Origin of the sequence: Streptomyces ruber (assembly GCF_014648075.1) — a bacterium.
Taxonomy (GTDB): domain Bacteria; phylum Actinomycetota; class Actinomycetes; order Streptomycetales; family Streptomycetaceae; genus Streptomyces; species Streptomyces ruber.
This window is the reverse complement of record NZ_BMQK01000010.1, coordinates 245,587-263,810: the sequence shown is the minus strand read 5'-3', so window position 1 is coordinate 263,810 and position 18,224 is coordinate 245,587. Positions and strand designations below refer to the sequence as shown.

At 73.8% G+C, this 18,224-nt stretch carries 7 protein-coding genes; 4 read left to right on the top strand and 3 right to left on the bottom strand.

Annotated elements, in window-relative coordinates:
• Positions 1–85: 85 nt before the first annotated feature.
• The 3 genes from IEZ04_RS21900 to IEZ04_RS21890 all read right to left on the bottom strand — a co-directional run bounded on the left by IEZ04_RS21900 (position 86) and on the right by IEZ04_RS21890 (position 3,648).
• Positions 86–1,219, bottom strand: a complete 1,134-nt coding sequence (locus IEZ04_RS21900) for an amidinotransferase (protein ID WP_189218630.1) — start codon at positions 1,217–1,219, stop codon at positions 86–88.
• Positions 1,220–1,493: 274 nt separating this feature from the next.
• Positions 1,494–2,714 (bottom strand): methionine adenosyltransferase, encoded by a 1,221-nt coding sequence (metK, locus tag IEZ04_RS21895; protein ID WP_189218629.1) that lies wholly within the window; start codon positions 2,712–2,714, stop codon positions 1,494–1,496.
• 196 nt (positions 2,715–2,910) lie between these two features.
• Complete coding sequence (locus IEZ04_RS21890; protein ID WP_373296342.1) at positions 2,911–3,648, bottom strand: 4'-phosphopantetheinyl transferase family protein; 738 nt, start codon at positions 3,646–3,648, stop codon at positions 2,911–2,913.
• A gap of 517 nt (positions 3,649–4,165) precedes the next feature.
• Here IEZ04_RS21890 and IEZ04_RS21885 point away from each other — a divergent pair.
• The 4 genes from IEZ04_RS21885 (at position 4,166) to IEZ04_RS21870 (ending at position 18,223) form a co-directional block, all read left to right on the top strand.
• The gene (locus tag IEZ04_RS21885; protein ID WP_189218628.1) at positions 4,166–5,827 is read left to right on the top strand and encodes an alpha/beta fold hydrolase; all 1,662 of its coding nucleotides are present in this window, start codon (positions 4,166–4,168) and stop codon (positions 5,825–5,827) included.
• Positions 5,828–5,936: 109 nt separating this feature from the next.
• Entirely contained in the window at positions 5,937–6,194 is a 258-nt protein-coding gene (locus tag IEZ04_RS21880) for an acyl carrier protein (RefSeq protein ID WP_229821174.1), read from the top strand.
• Between the two features lie 4 nt (positions 6,195–6,198).
• Positions 6,199–8,172 carry an asparagine synthase (glutamine-hydrolyzing) gene (asnB, locus tag IEZ04_RS21875; protein WP_189218627.1) on the top strand — a complete coding sequence of 658 codons (1,974 nt, stop codon included), beginning with the start codon at positions 6,199–6,201 and terminating at the stop codon, positions 8,170–8,172.
• Between the two features lie 52 nt (positions 8,173–8,224).
• Positions 8,225–18,223 carry an SDR family NAD(P)-dependent oxidoreductase gene (locus IEZ04_RS21870; RefSeq protein WP_189218626.1) on the top strand — a complete coding sequence of 3,333 codons (9,999 nt, stop codon included), beginning with the start codon at positions 8,225–8,227 and terminating at the stop codon, positions 18,221–18,223.
• The last annotated feature ends 1 nt before the right edge of the window (position 18,224 follow it).

Genomic DNA, 18,224 nt, shown 5'->3' with positions numbered 1-18,224 from the left:
GGGCTCGCGGGAGCCCCCGGGCACCGGCCGCTCGACCGGGGGGCCTCGACCGGGAGGTCAAGCGGGCGTGTGAAGGCCGGCACCGTCAGTCGAAGTAGGACTCCAGCGTGCCGCGGCGCCGGACGTCGAGGGTCGCGCAGTGGAAGGAGCCGCCGAACGGCGCGTAGTGCAGCAGGTCGCACGGGATCGGCTCGAAGCCCCAGCTCTCCAGCGCGCGGAGCATGCCGGTGTGGTGCCGCTCCGCGATCACCCGCTTCTCGTCGACCATGAGCACGTTCATGCTGAGCCACTTGCCGCACATCGAGGTGATCCTGAGCAGCCGTTCGCCGATCGGGTCGGGCTCGGGGGCGATCAGGACGTCCCAGGAGCTCAGCACGTCGGGCAGGTGGTCGACATCGATGTACTCGGGGTTGACCAGCACCTTGCCGGGGGCGAGCAGGACGAACGTGGTGTCGATGTGCATGGGTGTGCGGCAGCGGCTGGCGATCTCGTGGATGCGGAAGCCCGGCCCGAGGTGGCGGCGCAGCCAGTCGATGCCCATCCCGTTGGTGACGTTGCTCCGGGTGACGAAGAGGTCGCGCCCCGCCCGTACGAAATCCGCCGCGTCGAACACCGGCTCGAACTCGGTGAGAACGTAGCGCAGGGGCTCGCCGGCCTTCGGGACACGGAAACCGGCGTCGAACAGTTCGTCGGTCAGCTGCGGTTTGGGGGCCGCCGTCCAGCGCGCGCCGCGCCGGAAGTAGTCCTTGAGGATCGAGCGGTAGGAGTGGGTCTCGAAGTACCGGCACGGCCAGGCCATCGGGGTCTCGATGATCTCGTCGCCGATGACGAGCATGCTGTCGCGCGGACACGTGTTGCAGAAGCCGCGGGACGACCAGTCGGGCGTGCCGAAGCGGCGTCCGTGGTCCACCGCGTCCGGGCGCCTGACCGTGATGCCGAGGGACTCCAGCAGGGCGACGAAGCGATCGAGCTCCTGCCGGGCCCGCTCGACCAGCAGCCGCGGATACCTGGTGCCGGCGGCGAGCCCCTGCAGGCGGGCCGCCCACGGTGGCATGTTGCAGGCCACGACCGGATGCCTGGAGGGGATCGTCGCGCCGTCGAGACGCCCGACGACGATCTCCTCCAGCGGGTCCCACTCGTTGTACGAGCCGACCGGCGACACGAGCGGTTCCGCGGCCGGTCGCGCGGCGGTGTCGGTGCGGGCCTCGGGCGCCGGCATCACACGCGCTCCGCGGCCCGCGCACACGCCCCGCCGCCCATCGGCGCCGTCACGGCGCCCGTCCTCCGTACCATCGCCATGTCGCTCGCTTCCGATCGATTGCGGACACAATCAGCGCACGCAGTAGTCAGTACGTTACTCAAAGCGGCGCGGCAAGGTCTGTGTCGCGACATGTCCGGAAGACAGAGGGGCGGGTGGGATGCCGTGCCCCGGGACGCGTCACGGTCCCCCGGCCGGTCACCGTGACGCGCCCCGCGGGGTCACGGGCCGCGGATCAGAGACCCGCGGCCGCTCGGAGGGCGTCCACGCGGTCGGTGCGCTCCCAGGTGAAGTCGGGGAGCTCGCGGCCGAAGTGGCCGTACGCCGCCGTCTGCGCGTAGATCGGACGCAGCAGGTCGAGGTCGCGGATGATCGCGGCCGGGCGCAGGTCGAACACCTCGGCGACGGCCCGCTCGATGCGCTCCGGGTCCACCGCCGCGGTGCCGAAGGTCTCGACGAACAGACCGACCGGCTCGGCCTTGCCGATGGCGTACGCCACCTGCACCTCGCACCGCCGGGCGAGTCCCGCCGCCACCACGTTCTTGGCGACCCAGCGCATCGCGTACGCCGCCGAGCGGTCGACCTTGGACGGGTCCTTGCCGGAGAAGGCGCCGCCGCCGTGCCGGGCCATGCCGCCGTACGTGTCGATGATGATCTTGCGGCCGGTCAGGCCCGCGTCGCCCATCGGGCCGCCGATCTCGAAGCGGCCGGTGGGGTTGACCAGCAGGCGGTAGCCCTCGGTGTCCAGCTCGATCCCCTCGTCCGCCAAGGCGCCGATCACCGGTTCCACCACGAACCGGCGGATGTCGGGGGCGAGGAGCGAGTCGAGGTCGATGTCCGAGGCGTGCTGGGAGGAGACCACCACGGTGTCCAGACGGACGGCCCGGTTGTCGTGGTACTCGACGGTGACCTGGGTCTTGCCGTCCGGGCGCAGGTAGGGGACGGTGCCGTCCTTGCGGACCTCGCTCAGCCGCTTGGACAGCCGGTGCGCGAGGGTGATGGGCAGCGGCATGAGCTGCGGGGTCTCGTCGGAGGCGTAGCCGAACATCAGGCCCTGGTCGCCGGCGCCCTGGCCGCTGAGCTCGTCGGCCTCCGCGCCGTCGACACCCTCCACGCGCCGCTCGTAGGCGCTGTCCACGCCCTGGGCGATGTCGGGCGACTGGGAGCCGATGGCCACCGACACGCCGCAGGAGGCGCCGTCGAAGCCCTTCTTCGACGAGTCGTAGCCGATCTCCAGGATCTTGTCGCGGACGAGCGCCGCGATCGGGGCGTAGGCCGTGGTGCTCACCTCGCCGGCCACGTGCACCAGGCCGGTGGTGACGAGTGTCTCGACGGCCACGCGTGCGGTCGGGTCCTCCTTCAGCAGGGCGTCGAGGATCGTGTCGCTGATCTGGTCGGCGATCTTGTCGGGGTGGCCCTCGGTCACGGACTCCGAGGTGAACAGGCGTGTCTTCATCGTGTGCTCTCCGAGGCTGATGGTGGTCGGGCATCGTCGTGCCCGGTGGGTGGGTGCCGGTGTGCCGGTGTGTCGTGGTGGTCGGGGTGTGGCCGTACGGCGGCCCGCTGACGGCTCGTGGGAGCCGTCGGCCGAGAAGCGGTCGGAGCGGCCGGAGGGAGTGGAAGGGGAGCGGGCCGGGCAGGGCGGCGGGGGTTCATCCGGGCACGGCCGTGCCCGGAGCGGTCCGGGGGGCGGGGGACCGGCGGCGGGCGGGTTCGGCCACGGCGGTCAGCACCAGGCCGTCGTCGGCCAGCCAGCGGCCCGCCAGTTCGCCGCCCGGGCCGGTCACCGCGGCGACCGCGGGCGGCAACGGCACCAGCAGCCGGGCCGTGAAGGTGCCGCGCACCCCGCCGGCCGGGTCCGGTTCCCAGGACAGCCGCAGGTGCGCGTCCCCGAACCCCAGCATCCGGCCGGCCAGCGGGAACCACGCCTTGTACACCGACTCCTTGGCGCTGAAGAGCAGCCGGCCCCAGGGCACGGCGGGCTGTTCCCGCGCCAGCCGGTCCAGGGCCGCACGCTCCTGCGGCAGGGACACCGCCTCGAGGACGCCTCCGGGCGGAGGGAGGGCCGGCTCGGCGTCGATGCCGAGCGCCGCCAGGTCGGTGTCCCGGGCGACGGCCGCCACCCGGTAGCCGTCACAGTGGGAGATCGCGCCGACGACTCCGGCGGGCCACCCGGGGGCACCCCGTGTGCCCGGCAGCAGCGGAGCGGGCGCATGGCCCAGCGCGGCCAGGGCGAGCCGGGCGCACCGCCTTCCGGTGGCGAACTCCCGTCTCCGCTTCTCCACCGCTCTCGCCACCACCGCCTCCTCCTCGGGAAAGAGCGGGGGCGCGGTCAGCTCACCGCGTACCTCACCGACCGCCACCTCGTGCGGCAGCAGCCGGCGCATCAGCGGTCGCACGGTGTGCCCGGTCGAGGAAAAGGTGTGTCCGTCATTACCACCATCTCCACCAGTGACAGTAAGGGGCCGGTCCCCGAGCTTTATGCCATCCGCGCATCCGCTCGATCAACGTGTCACCTGCCCGGAAGGCGAAGGCTTGGGGAAAAGCCCAGAGTTCGGCCGCCGGGGGCACCGGTGGTCCGGCAGGCGGGACGACCGGAGGACGGGAGCGGGGCCTCTGGGGAATTCCCTAGTCCCACCGGCGCGGACGATCTTTTGGGAATTCCCCAGTGGTGCCTCGCCTAGCATCCGGGCATGACGTTGATCCCCGCGGTCGACACATCTGTGGTCAACACACTCGTGGTCATTACACCTGTGTTGGAAGTGCCTGTGTTGCACGTACCTGTGTGCAAAGCGCCTGCGTGCAAAGCGCCTGTGTGCAAGGCACCCGTTCTCGATTTACCGGAAGGATGTGTGAAGTGACAGGTACGTGCACTACACGCATTCGCTGTCGTCTCCAGGAGCCGGTGTGAACCGGCCCGCCACCGCGAGCGGACCGGGTCGTGCGGTGCTCTTCCCGGGCCAGGGCTCCCAGCGCCGGGGAATGGGTGCCGACCTGTTCGGCCGCTTCCCCGAACTGGTCTCCCTGGCCGGTGACGTGCTCGGCTACGACCTGCCGCGCCTGTGCCTGGAGGACCCCGACGGCAGGCTCGACGACACGCGGTACACCCAGCCCGCCCTCTACGTCGTCAACGCGCTGTCCCACCTGGCCTCCGTGGAGGACGGCGAGCCGGTGGGCGAGTACTTCCTGGGGCACAGCCTCGGTGAGTACAACGCCCTGCTCGCGGCGGGTGCGTTCGACTTCGAGACCGGTCTGCGGCTGGTCGCCCGGCGGGGCGAGCTGATGGCCCGTGAGCGCGGCGGCGCCATGCTCGCGGTGGTCGGCCTGCCGGAGACCGCGCTCCGGGAGTTCCTGGCCGGGCAGGACCTGGGGCGGCTCGACGTCGCGAACCTCAACACACCGACGCAGACCGTGCTGTCCGGGCCCGTCGAGGACATCGAACGCGCCCGGCGGTCGCTGGACGACCGGCGGGTGCGCACCTCCCGGCTGCGCGTGTCGGCCGCGTTCCACTCGCGGTACATGGAGCCGGCGCGCGCGGAGTTCCGGGCGTTCCTGAAGGGTTACCGGTTCGCCCCGCTGCGCGCGACGGTGATCGCTAACTTCACGGCGCGGCCGTACGCCGACGACGAGATCGCGCAGGTGCTGAGCGCCCAGATCGCCGGGCCGGTGCGCTGGGTGGAGAGCGTCCGGCACCTGCTGCGGCTGACACCGGCGGAGAACTGCCGTGAGGCCGGCGGCGGCCGGGTCCTCACCCGCATGCTGGAGCAGATCGACGCGGCCGGTACGGAGCCCGGATCCGGCAAGGCGGCAGGTGCCACGGCCGGGACCGCGCGGCGGCCCGCCCCGCAGGCGCCCGCGCGCCGCCCCCGGCTGGTCTGTGTCGCCTACGCGGGCGGCGACGAGCGCGCCTACGCCGGGCTCGCCGAGCACTGCCCGGACGTCGAGGTGGTCACCCTCGAACGCCCCGGGCGCGGCAGGCGGATGTCCGAGCCGCTGCTGCGGGACGCCGGTGCCCTCGCCGACGACCTGTTCCGGCAGGTCCGCGACCGGCGCGAGCACCTCGACGGGCCGTACGCGCTCTACGGGCACAGCCTGGGCGCACGGCTGGCGTTCCTGCTGTGCCGCCGGCTGCGGGACGAGGGCCTGCCCGCGCCACGGCACCTGTTCGTGTCCGGCGAGTGCGCGCCCGCGCTGCCCAGCCGGGAGCGCGACACCTGGAGGCTGCCCACCGACGCCTTCTGGGACCACCTGAAGCAACTGGGGGGCATCCCGCCGGAACTCTTCGACCACCAGGACCTCATGCGGTTCTACGAGCGCATCCTGCGCGCCGACTTCGAGGCGCTGGGCTCGTACACGCACCAGGAGCGGGAGCCCCTCGACACACCCGTCACCGTGATCACCGGGTACGACGAGTGGTTCACGGAGGACGACATCCGCGCGTGGCAGGCCGAGACCAGCTACCCCCTGACCACGCACCGCTTCCCGGGCGGCCACTTCTTCATCAAGGAGCACTGGGCCGGACTGGCCCGGATCGTGGTCTCCGGTCTGCGCGCCGACGCCGGCCGCTGAGACGCCGGCCGGAACCCGCCCGACCCCGCGCACCTCCCTCACGCCCGCACACCCCACAGGCCGCCGTGCCGCGGCGAGACGCACCCATGCCCGAAAGGCAGCGCAAGCAATGATCAAGGACGAGCTGAAGCGTTACATGGAGGACCGGTTCCTCTTCGCCTTCGACGAGGAGATCACCGAGGACACCGACCTGTTCAAGGCCGGGATCCTCGACTCCTTCGGCTACATCGAGCTGATGACCCACGTCGAGGAGACCTACGGCGTGAAGTTCGGCGAGGAGGAGCTGCTGAGCAACGTCATGGTCTCCCTGTCGAGCATCACCGCCTTCGTGACCGCCGCGGTCCGGAACACCGCCGGGAGCAGGTGACGGCATGTGCGGGATCGCGGGTTTCCACGGCGGCCAGCTGCCGCCCCCGTCCTACGACGACGTGATGCGCGGCATGCTCGCCCAGATCGAGCACCGCGGTCCCGACGAGGCGAGCTGCTTCCTCGGTGACGGACTGGCCATGGGGACGGTCCGGCTGAGCATCATCGACCTCGCCACCGGATCGCAGCCCCTCGGCAGCGCGGACGGCCGCTACTGGCTCTGCTACAACGGCGAGCTGTACAACTACATCGAGCTGCGCGAGGAGCTGAAGCGGCGCGGATTCGCCTTCCGCACCGAGTCGGACACCGAGGTCGTGCTCAACGCCTGGATCGCCTGGGGCCGCGACTGCCTGCCCCGGTTCAACGGCGCGTTCGCCTTCGCCGTCCACGACACGGTCACCGGTGAACTGCACCTGGTCCGCGACCGCTTCGGCAAGCGGCCCCTCTACATGGCGCGGCACGACGGCGCCTGGCTGTTCGCCTCCGAGATGAAGGCGTTCCTCGCCTACCCCGGCTTCGAGTTCGCCTTCGACCCCGACCAGCTCGCGTCGATCTTCGCGACCTGGGCGCCGCTGCCCCACCAGAGCGGCTACCGGGGGATCGAGCAGCTCCCCAACGGCTCCTGGGCGACCCTGCGCGGCGACCACGTCGAACGGGGGCGCTGGGCGGGCCTGGAGCTCCGCGGAGAGCCGGGGCCCGCCACCGAGGACGAGGCGATCGAGGCCGTGCGCGCCGAACTCGACCGCGCGGTGGCCGTACGGCTGCGCAGCGACGTGGAGGTCGGCGTGTACGCCTCCGGCGGGCTCGACTCCTCGATCGTCGCCCACCTCGCGGCCCGGCACACGGGCCGCCGGCTGCGCACGTTCTCCGTGCAGTTCGAGGACGCCGAGTTCGACGAGTCCGCCGAGCAGGCCGAGATCGTCGACCGCCTGGGCACCGAGCACACGGCCGTCCGCGTGTCCGACACCGACGTCGTCGACGCCTTCCCCGAGGCCGTACGGCACGCGGAGGTCCCCGCCTTCCGCACCGCCTTCGTCCCCATGTACCTGCTGGCCGAGGAGGTCCGCCGGCAGGGCGTCAAGGTGGTGCTCAGCGGCGAGGGCGCCGACGAGGCCTTCCTCGGCTACGGCATCTTCAAGGACACCCGGCTCCTCGCCTCCTGGAACGACCTGGACGAGGCCACCCGGCTGCGCCGCATGGGCCAGCTCCACCCCTACCTGCGGCACTTCAACGGCGAGGACGGGCACCGCCGCATGCTGGGCCTCTACCAGCAGTTCACCGAGGAGCGCCTGCCCGGGCTGTTCTCCCACCAGATGCGCTTCCAGAACGGCCGCTTCGCCGCCCGGCTGCTCAAGAACCCCGGCGACCCGTTCGCCGCGGTCCGGCGCCTCGTCGCCGAGGAACCCGGCTACGGCGAACTGACCCCGGTGCAGAAGGCGCAGTGGCTGGAGTACCACACCCTCCTCGCCGGCTACCTGCTGTCGACGCAGGGCGAACGCATGGCGCTGGCCCACGGGGTGGAGAACCGCTGCCCCTTCCTCGACCCCGCGGTGGTCCGCCTGGCCGCCTCGGTCAACCTCCGCTTCGACGACGGCTTCGACGAGAAGTACCTGCTCAAGCGCGCCTACGCCGACGTCCTGCCCGAACGCGTCGTCGCCAAGGGCAAGTTCCCCTACCGCGCGCCCGACAGCGCCGCGTTCGTCCGGTCCCGCCCGGACCACCGCGACCTGCTCCTCGACCAGGACACCCTCGACGACATCGGCGTACTGGAGCCGCGCTTCGTCCGCGCCTTCGTGAACCGGGTCTTCGACAGCCCGCCCGAGCGCATCGGCACCAAGGAGAACCAGGCCTTCGTCCTGCTGTCCTCACTGGTCTGGCTGCACCACTGGTACGTGAAGCGCGCCGGCGCCGAACGCGCGCCGAAGGACCTTCCCCTGAACGTCGTCGACCGGCGCAGCGACAGCGCCCTGTCGGTCTGATCCGGCCCCGACGCGGCCCGATACGGAGAGCGGCACCATGCACGAGGCGGACATGTCTTCCAGCAGCGACACCACTTCCAGCAGCGACACCACTTCCAGCAGCACCACCGGTACGAACGAGCGCGACATCGCCGTCGTCGGCGCCTCCCTGCGCCTGCCGCGGGCGGACACGATGGACGAGTTCTGGGACCACCTGGCCGAGGGCCGCTCGCTGATCGGCGAGGTGCCGGCCAAGCGGTGGCGCAAGGAGGAGTACGCGGGCGACCCGCGGCGCGAGTTCAACAGGACCAGCAGCGTCTGGGGCGGCTTCGTCGACGACATCGACTGCTTCGACGCGGAGTTCTTCCGGCTGTCGCCGCGCGAGGTGCGGTCCATGGACCCGCAGCAGCGCCTGGCCCTCGAACTGAGCTGGCACGCGCTGGAGGACGCCGGGTACCGCGCCGACCGGCTGGCGGGCTCGCGCACCGGTGTGTTCATGGGCGTGTGCCACTGGGACTACGCCGAGCTGATCGAACAGCAGGTCGCGGAGATCGACGCCTACTACCCCACGGGCACCGCCTACGCGATCATCGCCAACCGCGTCTCCCACCACTTCGACTTCCGCGGCCCCAGCGTCGTCAACGACACCGCGTGCGCCAGCTCGCTGGTCTCCGTCCAGCAGGCGGTGCAGGCCCTGCTCGCCGGGGACTGCGACTACGCGCTCGCGGGCGGCGTCAACCTGGTTTGGTCGCCGCGCCACTTCGTCGCCTTCAGCAAGGCGGGCATGCTCTCCCGCGACGGCCGCTCCCGGGCCTTCGACGCCGACGCCGGCGGGTACGTGCGCGGCGAGGGCGGGGGCGTGCTGCTGCTCCGGCGCGCCGCGGACGCCGTACGCGACGGCGACCCCGTCCACGCGCTCGTCAAGGGCGTCGGCAGCAACCACGGCGGACGGACGTCGTCGCTGACGGTGACCAACCCGGCCGCGCAGGCCGAACTGATCGCCGACGTCTACCGCCGGGCCGGCGTCGCGCCGGAGACGGTGAGCTACATCGAGGCGCACGGCACGGGCACGCGGATCGGCGACCCCATCGAGGTGCGCGGGCTCAAGCAGGCCTTCGCCGAGCTGCGGGACGGCGACGGCGGCGACACGGCAGGACCGTCTTCCGCGCACCGGTGCGGCATCGGCTCGGTGAAGACGAACATCGGTCACCTGGAGGGCGCCGCGGGCGTCGCGGGCATCCTCAAGGTCATCGCCTCGATGCGCCACCGCAAGCTGCCGGAGACGGTCGGCTTCCGGCGCCTCAACCCGCTGATCAAGCTCGACGACAGCCCCTTCCACATCGTGGACCGGCTGACGGACTGGGACACCGGCGACGCGTCCGCCCCCCTGCGCGCGGGCGTCAGCTCCTTCGGGTTCGGCGGCACCAACGCCCACGTACTGCTGGAGTCGCCGCCGCGCACCGGGGCCGGGTCCGCCCGGGCCGCCGGTGCCGAGCCGGCGGAGCAGTGGCTGCCGGTGTCCGCGCGCGACACGGAGCGCCTGCGGGCGACCTGCGGCTCCCTCGCGCGCTGGGCGCGCGCACGGCTCGCCGAGGACACGCCGCCGGACCTGGCCGACATCGCGCACACCCTGCGCGAGGGCCGGGTGCCGATGCGCGAGCGCGTCGTCTTCCGGGCCGCCGGCCTGGCGGCGTGGGCCGAGCAGCTGGAGCGCTTCGCGTCCGACGGCGAGCTCCCCGAGGAGGCCCCGCGCGGCCGCGCGGAGGCCGACGCCGACAGCGCGGCGCACGGCGTGCTGGACGCCGAGGACCTCGTCGCGCTGGGCGCGCGCTGGCTGGAGGAGGGCCGGTTCGCCAAGTTCGCGGCGGCCTGGGCCCGGGGACTGCCGGTGGACTGGTCGCAGTGGCCGGGCGAGGGCCGGCGCCTGCACCTGCCGGGGTACGCCTTCGCCCGCACCCCGCACTGGTTCGAGGCGACCGCCCCGGCGGCGGCGACCCGGCAGCCGGCCACGGACACGGACACGGAGCCCGACCCGCCGCTCGGCGAGGGCCGGCGGGCGGACGACGGACAGTGGCGCTTCCCGCTGCGCTTCGACGCCGGCCACGGCTTCGTCCGCGACCATGTGGTGGGCGGCGAGCGGATCGTGCCGGGTGTGATGGTCCTGGAGCTGGTCACCGCCGCGGCCCGGCGGATCGCCGCCGACGCGGGCCGTCCGGACGCACGGCCGCGCGTCCGCAACGCGGTGTGGGTCCGCCCGCTGAAGGTCGACGGATCCGGACTCCGCGCCGAACTGCGCCTGGACGCCGACGGCGACTACACGGTCGTCGACGCGTCCGGCACGACCTGCGCCCGCGGCCGTGTCGAGGAGGCCGGCCTCACCGAGGAGCAGGCCGACCTCACCGCCCTGCGCGACGCGTGCCCCCGCGCCCTCGATCCCGCGGCGGGCTACGCCGCCCTCCGCGCCGGCGGCGTCGAGCACGGCGCCGCCCTGCGCGGTCTCGACGCCGTGTACGCGGGACCGGACGGCGTCCTGGCACGGCTGGTGCTGCCCGCCGCGGGCGCCCCGTCCGGAGTCACCCTGCAGCCGGCGATCCTCGACTCCGCCCTGCAGGCGGCGCTCGCCGTCGGCGCGGGCGGTGACGGTGCGGGCGGTGACGGTGCGGGCGGTGACGGTGCGGGCGGTGACGGTGCGGGCGGTCACGGCTGGCGGCGGCCGACGGCGCCCGAAGTGCCGTTCGCCCTGGACACGCTGGAGGCACACGCGGCGACGACCCCGGTGACATGGGCGTGGCTGCGGCCCGGCGCCGGCCACCGCCCGGACCTGCCCAGGCTCGACGTGGACCTGTACGACGAGACCGGACGGCTGTGCGTACGGCTGCGCGGGTACACCGCGCGCCCGCTGGCGTCCGCGGCGTCCGCCCCGTCGGCGTCCGCCCCGCAGGAGACCCTCCCCTCCCGGGCCGCGGCGGACGGCACGCTCATCGAGGTCACCCGTGTCTGGCGCGAGGCACCGGCCGCCGCCGCCCCGTCCCGCCCGGCCGCCCCGCTCGTCGTCCTCAACGCGGCCCTCGACGAGGCGTACGTCCCGGACGTCGCCGCCCGGCTCGGCGCCGACATCCTGCCCCTCCCGCACGCCCCGTCACCGCAGGACGCGGACGCCGACCTGGCCACCGCCACCAAAGCCGCCTTCGACGCCTGCTACGCGCACCTGCGCACCCTCCTCGGCAACCGCGGCTCCACCGGCCGGCACGTCCTGGTCGTCGCGCCCGGCGCGCCGGACTCACCGGTGTACGCCCCCCTCGCCGCCCTGCTGAAGAGCGCCGGGCAGGAGGACCCGTCCCTGCGCGGCAGGCTGGTGCTCGTCGACGGTCTCGACCCGGGCGACGGCGCCCGCTTCGAGCGCGTCGTCCGCGCGGAGGCGGCGGCCGACGACGGCGCGGAGTCCGCCTGGGACGCCCGGGACCGGCGCACGCGCTGCACGACCGCCGAACTGGACGGTGCCACGGACGGCGGGGAGACCCTGCTGCGCGAGGGCGGCGTGTACTGGATCACCGGCGGCGCCGGCGGTATCGGCAGGCTGCTGGCCGAACGCCTGGTGCGGCGGTACGGCGCCACCGTCGTCCTCGGCGGCAGGTCGCCGCGGAGCGCCGACGCCGACCGGTTGCGCGCCGAACTCGCCGGTCTGCCGGGCGAGGTCGTCCACCGGCCGGCGGACGTCACCGACGCGGACAGCGTGCGGGACGCCGTCGCCGGTATCCGCGCACGGTTCGGGCGGCTCGACGGCGTGTTCCACGCCGCGGGCGTCCTGGACGACGGGTACCTCGTGGCCAAGCCGCCCGCGCGGACCGCCGCGGTGCTGGCGCCCAAGGTCGACGGCACGGCGCACATCGAGGCCGCGACCCGTGACGCGGGCCTGGACTTCCTGATGCTGTTCGGCTCCGTGGCCGGCGCGTTCGGCAACGCCGCGCAGACCGACTACGCCGCGGCCAACGCCTTCCTCGGCTCCTTCGCCGTGACCCACCCGGACGAGGACCGTGTGCTGCGCGTCGTGGAGTGGCCGCTGTGGGCGGAGGGCGGCATGCGCGTGGACGGCGCCAGCCTCGCGTACCTGCGCAAGCGCACCGGCACCGTCCCGCTGCCCACCGAGGCCGGCCTCGACGCGCTGGAGCGCGCCCTGCGCACCGGGGGGACCGTGCGCCGTGCGGTGCTCTTCGGGGACGAGGCGAAGCTGCGCGGGTACGCCGGGCTGGACGAGGCCGCCGGCGCCGCCCCCACGACGCCCGCCCCCGCGCCCGTCACCGCTGCCGGTGCGGAACTCGGCGAGCGGGAGCTGCGCACCCGGACCCAGGACTACCTGCGGCAGGTGTTCGCCGAGGTCACCCTCCAGGACCCGGACACCATCCGGGCCGACGAGCAGCTGGAGCAGTACGGCATCGACTCCATCGCCATCGTCGACGTCACCAGCCGGCTGGAGGACGACTTCGGTTCGCTGCCGAAGACGCTGTTCTTCGAGTACGTCGACCTGCGGGGCGTGGCGGACTACTTCGTCGCGGAGCACCGCGCCCGCCTCCAGGAACTGCTGGCCCCGGCCGCACCGGCCCCGGCCGAGCCGACGCCCGTGACGGCCGTCGGGACACCCGCCGCCGACCGACCGACCACCACCCCTCAGGCCACCGAGGCCACCGAGGCCACCGAGGTCGCCGGGGTCGCCGGGGTCGCCGGGCGTACGACGGTCGCGCCGGTCACCGCCACCCCGCGCACCCCCGCCGACCCCGGCCACCACGACATCGCCGTCGTCGGCATGGCCGGGCGCTACCCCGGCGCCGACACCCTGGAGGAGTTCTGGGAGCTGCTCAGCGAGGGCCGCCACAGCTTCGAGCCGGTGCCGGAGGACCGCTGGCGGCACAGCGACCTCCACCACGACGAGCGCGACGTGCTCGGCAAGACGGTGGTCCGCACCGGCACCTTCCTGCGGGACATCGACGCCTTCGACCCCCGCTACTTCTCCATCTCCCAGCGCGACGCCGAACTCCTCTCGCCGGAGGTCCGCCTGTTCCTCCAGGCGGGCGTCACGGCGCTGGAGGACGCCGGCTACTCGAAGGAGACGCTGCGCCGCCGCTACGACGGCGACGTCGGCGTCCTGGTCGGCTCGATGAACAACAGCTACGCGCTGTACGGCTTCCAGAACATGCTCCAGCGCGGCTCGGTGACCAGCGGCAGCGAGATCGGCGTGATCGCCAACATGCTGTCGTACCACTACGGGTTCACCGGACCGTCCGTCTTCCTCGACGCCATGTGCGCCTCGTCCTCGGCCTGTGTGCACCAGGCGGTGCGCATGCTGCGCGAGGGGGAGTGCCGCATGATGGTCGTGGGCGGCCTCAACCTGATGCTGCACCCGTACGACCTGATCGCCACTTCGCAGGCGCACTTCACGTCGAAGTCGGCCGAGGTCGTGCGCAGTTACGGCGTCGGCGCCGACGGCACCGTCCTCGGCGAGGGCGTGGGCGCCGTCGTGCTGAAGCCGCTCGCCGAGGCCGTCGCCGACGGCGACCACGTCTACGGTGTGATCAAGGGCACCGGCATGACCAACGCCGGTGTGCGCAACGGCTTCACCGTGCCCAGCCCGCGCCAGCAGGCGAGGGCCATCGAGAAGGCGCTGGACGACGCGGGCGTCGACGCCCGCACCATCAGCTACCTGGAGGGCCACGGCTCGGCCACGGCACTGGGCGACCCCATCGAGATCAAGGGCGCGAGCCAGGCCTTCGCCCGGGACACGAAGGACACCGGGTTCTGCGCCCTCGGCTCGGTCAAGTCGAACGTCGCGCACCTGCTGTCCGGCTCCGGCCTGGTCGGGCTGACCAAGGTGCTGCTGCAGCTCAAACACCGCACCCTGGTGCCGTCCCTGCACTCCGAGACCACCAACCCGTCCATCGACTTCGGCACGACCCCGTTCACGGTCCAGCGGAACCTGGAGGAGTGGCGTCGGCCGCGCGTCCCGGTGGCGGGCGGCGGCACGGCCGAGGCACCGCTCAGGGCGGGCGTCACCTCGATCGGCGCGGGCGGCGCGAACGTCCACATCGTCGTCGAGGAGCACACCGGCCCGGTCACCGCCGCGCCCGACAGCGGCCGCCCGCAGCTGCTGGTCCTCTCCGCCATGACGCCCGCCGTCCTCGGCACCGTCCTGGGCGACCTGCACGCCTACGTCCGCGACACGGCGCCCTCCCTGGACGCCCTCGCGTACGGCCTGCAGACCGGCAAGAACGAACTGCCGTGCCGGCTCGCCTTCGTGGCCGCGGACACGGCGGAGGCCACGCGCCTGCTGGAGCGCCTCAGCGCCCTCGACTGGACGGCGGGGACGACGGCCGCACCGGTGCTCCCCGACGGCGTGCACTACACCGCGAGCGTCCTGCGGAGGCGGCGCGCCGCCGACCCCGCCGCCGTCGAACAGGCCCTGGACGGCAGGCGGCTCGACGACCTCGCGGCGTACTGGACCGGGGGCGCCGCCCTCGACTGGGACCGCCTGTGGCCCGCGGGTACCCGCCCGGCCAAGCTGTCCCTGCCCGCGTACCCCTTCGAGAAGGTGCGCTGCTGGTACCCCGGCCACGAGGACGCGCCCAGCGTGCTCAACCCCCTGGCCTTCGCCCGGCGCGCCCACCCGTGGATCGGCACCAACCACTCCGACCTGCGCGGGGTCCGCCACGCCCTGACCCTGCGCGGTGACGAACTCCTCGACTACGTGCACACCTCCGGCCGTACCCGCCGCTACGTCACCCTGGCGCTGGTGGACGCGGCGGCCGCCTTCGCCGAGCTGGCCGGGCTCGGCGCGGGGCCCTTCCGCGTCGAGAACGCGCGGTGGGGCGCGCTGCCCGCTCCCGCCGACGACCCGGTGGAGCTGGAGTGGCGGCTCGGCACGGCCGACGCCGACGGCCGGTACCGCGTCGAGCTGTGGCAGGTCGGCGCCGGCGAGGAGCGGCCCACGCTCCGCTTCCACGCCGACGTGGTGGCCGCCGCACCGGAGCCCCGGGAGGCACCGCTGCCCGGCCTCGCACAGCTGCCCGCGACGCTGGACGGCGAGGCGTTCTACGCCCGGCTCGCCGAGGCCGGCGTCGACGCCCACCCGTACGTGCGCTCCGTGGCGGGCGCCACCGTCCTGGACGGCGGCCGCCTGCTGCTGCGGATCGGGGAGCCGGACCGGTGCCAGGACCCGCACAAGCGGCGCGTGCGCCTGCCTGCCTGGCTGCTCACCGGCCTCACCCAGGGCGTGATGTACCTGCACGCGACGGCGGACCCGGCCGCGGCGGCAGGGCAGGGCGCCGCCGGTGACCTCGCACCGTCCGCCCTCGGCTCGCTCCACGGCCAGGACCTCACCCGTACCCGGGCGGTGGTCGTCGACCGGGAGCTGCACGGTGAGTCGTGGCGGATCGGGGCGACGCTCCTCGACGACCGGGGAGAGGTGCTGGGGCGGCTGACCGACGTGCTCTTCGGCGCCCGTCCGCTGTCCGGGGCCCTGGGCACCGAGGGCGCCCCGGCGGCGGCACCCACGCCGGCCGCCCCGACGTCCACGACGACTGCGGCGCCCATGACGACTGCGGCGCCCACGACGACCGTGCCGCCCGCCCCGACGTCCACGACGACTGCGGCGTCCATGACGACCGTGGCGCCCACGACGACCGTGCCGCCCGCGGCGATCCCGGTGACCGGTCCGCCCGCGACGACCGCGGCGCCCGGCGAGAGCGGTGCGCTGGTGGAGACGCTGCGCCGGATCGTCGCCGACCTGCTCAAGTTCGACCTGGCGGAGATCGACGCCGACACGCAGTTCTCCGCCTACGGCTTCGAGTCGATCGCGCTGGCCGGCCTCGCCACGGAGGTCAACGCCTCGCTCGGCACGGACATCACCCCCACGCTCTTCTTCGAGTGCCCCGACATCCGCAGCCTGAGCGAGTACCTGACCGAGCAGTACGGCGACCGCCTGCGGGGCACCCCGGAACCGCAGCCCCCCGTCGAGCCGGTGCGGGTCTCCGCACCGGTCGCCGGGCCCGCGCCGGAGCACGAGGACCGGAACGCGGTCGCCATCGTCGGTGCCGCCGGACGCTTCCCCGGTGCGGGCGACCTGGAGGAGTTCTGGGCCCGGCTGCGCGAGGGCGCCGATCTGGTCGGGCCCTATCCCGGGGACCGCTTCGACGGCGGGTACGCCGAGACCGTACGGCGGGCGGACTTCCCCAAGTGGGCGGGGCGCCTGGACGACGTGGACCGTTTCGACGCCGACTTCTTCCATCTCTCGCGCCTGGAGGCCGAGTTGATGGACCCGCAGCAGCGGCTCGCCCTGGAGACCGTGTGGGCCGCGCTGGAGGACGGCGGTTACGCCCCCGCCCGGCTGCCGGAGAACACCGGCGTCTTCTTCGGCGTGTCGGGCAACGACTACCACCACCTGCTCAACGCCTCCGGCGTCGCCCCGGACGGCTACACCGCCACCGGCAACGCCCACTCGATCCTGGCCAACCGGATCTCGTTCCTGCTGGACGTGCACGGGCCCAGCGAGCCGGTCGACACCGCCTGCTCCAGCTCCCTGGTCGCACTGCACCGCGCCGTGGAGAGCATTCGCGGCGGACGGTGCGACATGGCCATCGCCGGTGGCGTCAACCTGCTGCTCAGCGTGGACACCTTCGTCTCCACGCAGGAGTCCGGCATGCTCAGCCCCGACGGCCGCTGCAAGACCTTCTCCGAGCGGGCCGACGGTTACGTACGCGGCGAAGGCGTCGCCGCGGTGCTGCTCAAGCCGCTGGAGCAGGCGCGGCGCGACGGCGACGCCATCTGGGGCGTCGTCATCGGCAGCGCCGAGAACCACGGCGGGCGCGCGGGCTCGCTCACCGCGCCCAACGGCCGCGCCCAGGCCGCGCTGATCGAGTCGGCCATGCAGGGCATCGACCCGGACAGCATCGGTTACGTCGAGGCCCACGGCACCGGTACGCGACTCGGCGACCCGGTGGAGGTCAACGCGCTGCACCGGGCGTACCGCACCCTGCGCGAGGCCCGGGACGCGCGGACGGCCGGCACCGCCCCGGCGCCGGCGACCGGCCGCGCCCCGGCGTGCGCGCTCGGCTCGGTGAAGACCAACATCGGCCACCTGGAGGCCGCGGCCGGACTCGCCGGTGTGCTCAAGGTGCTGCTCGCCATGCGCCACGGCGAGCTGCCGCCGACGCTGCACTGCGCGGACCTCAACCCGCTCCTGCCCCTGGACGAGGGCGGCTTCGAGGTGGTGCGCGAACTGCGGCCCTGGCACGGGCGCGTGGACGCCGAGGGCCGGACCCTGCCGCTGCGCGCCGGCGTCAGCAGCTTCGGCTTCGGCGGGGCCAACGCCCACGTCGTCCTCGAGGCACCGCCCGCGGCGCTCCCGGTGGCCCCGTCCCCGGCCGAGCCGCAGGCCGTCGTGCTGTCCGCCCCCGACGGGACACGGCTGCGCGCCCAGGCCCGGCGCCTGGCCGACCACCTGGACCGGGCCCTGAGCGAGGGCCGCGCGCCGGACCCCGCCGACCTGGCGTTCACCCTGCAGGCGGGCCGCGCGCCCCTGGAGGAGCGGCTGGCCTTCGTCGCCCGCGACGTCGACGGGATCCGCGACGTACTGCGCCGGTTCGCGGACGGCGACACTCCCGGCACCGCGTCCGTACCGTGGCACACGGGCAGCCTGCGCCGCTCCCGCGGCACCGGCGTGCAGCGCGACCCGCAGCCGGCGCCCGACGTCGCGCGGGCGCTGCGCGAACGGCGGCTGGACGACGTCGCGGCCGCGTGGTGCCGGGGCGAGACCGTCGACTGGCGGCTGCTGCACCCCGGAGGGCGGCGACGGGTCGTCCGCCTGCCCGGCCACCTCTTCGCCCGCGAGCGGTACTGGGTACCGGCCCCCTCCCGTGGACAGGCCGCACCCGTACCGGTTCCGCCGGCACCGGTTCCGCCCGCTCCCGCCGCACCCGTACCGGCGGCACCCGCGGAATCCTCCTTCGATTCCCACGCCTACGCGGCGGCGCTCGACGCGGTGCTCGACGACCGCGCCGGCCTGGACGCCCTCAACCGGTCCTGAT

Coding starts and splice junctions, on each gene's coding strand:
- IEZ04_RS21900 (WP_189218630.1), bottom strand. CDS start 1,219: ATGCCGGCGCCCGAGGCCCGCACCGACACCGCCGCGCGACCGGCCGCG.
- metK (WP_189218629.1), bottom strand. CDS start 2,714: ATGAAGACACGCCTGTTCACCTCGGAGTCCGTGACCGAGGGCCACCCC.
- IEZ04_RS21880 (WP_229821174.1), top strand. CDS start 5,937: ATGATCAAGGACGAGCTGAAGCGTTACATGGAGGACCGGTTCCTCTTC.
- asnB (WP_189218627.1), top strand. CDS start 6,199: ATGTGCGGGATCGCGGGTTTCCACGGCGGCCAGCTGCCGCCCCCGTCC.
- IEZ04_RS21870 (WP_189218626.1), top strand. CDS start 8,225: ATGTCTTCCAGCAGCGACACCACTTCCAGCAGCGACACCACTTCCAGC.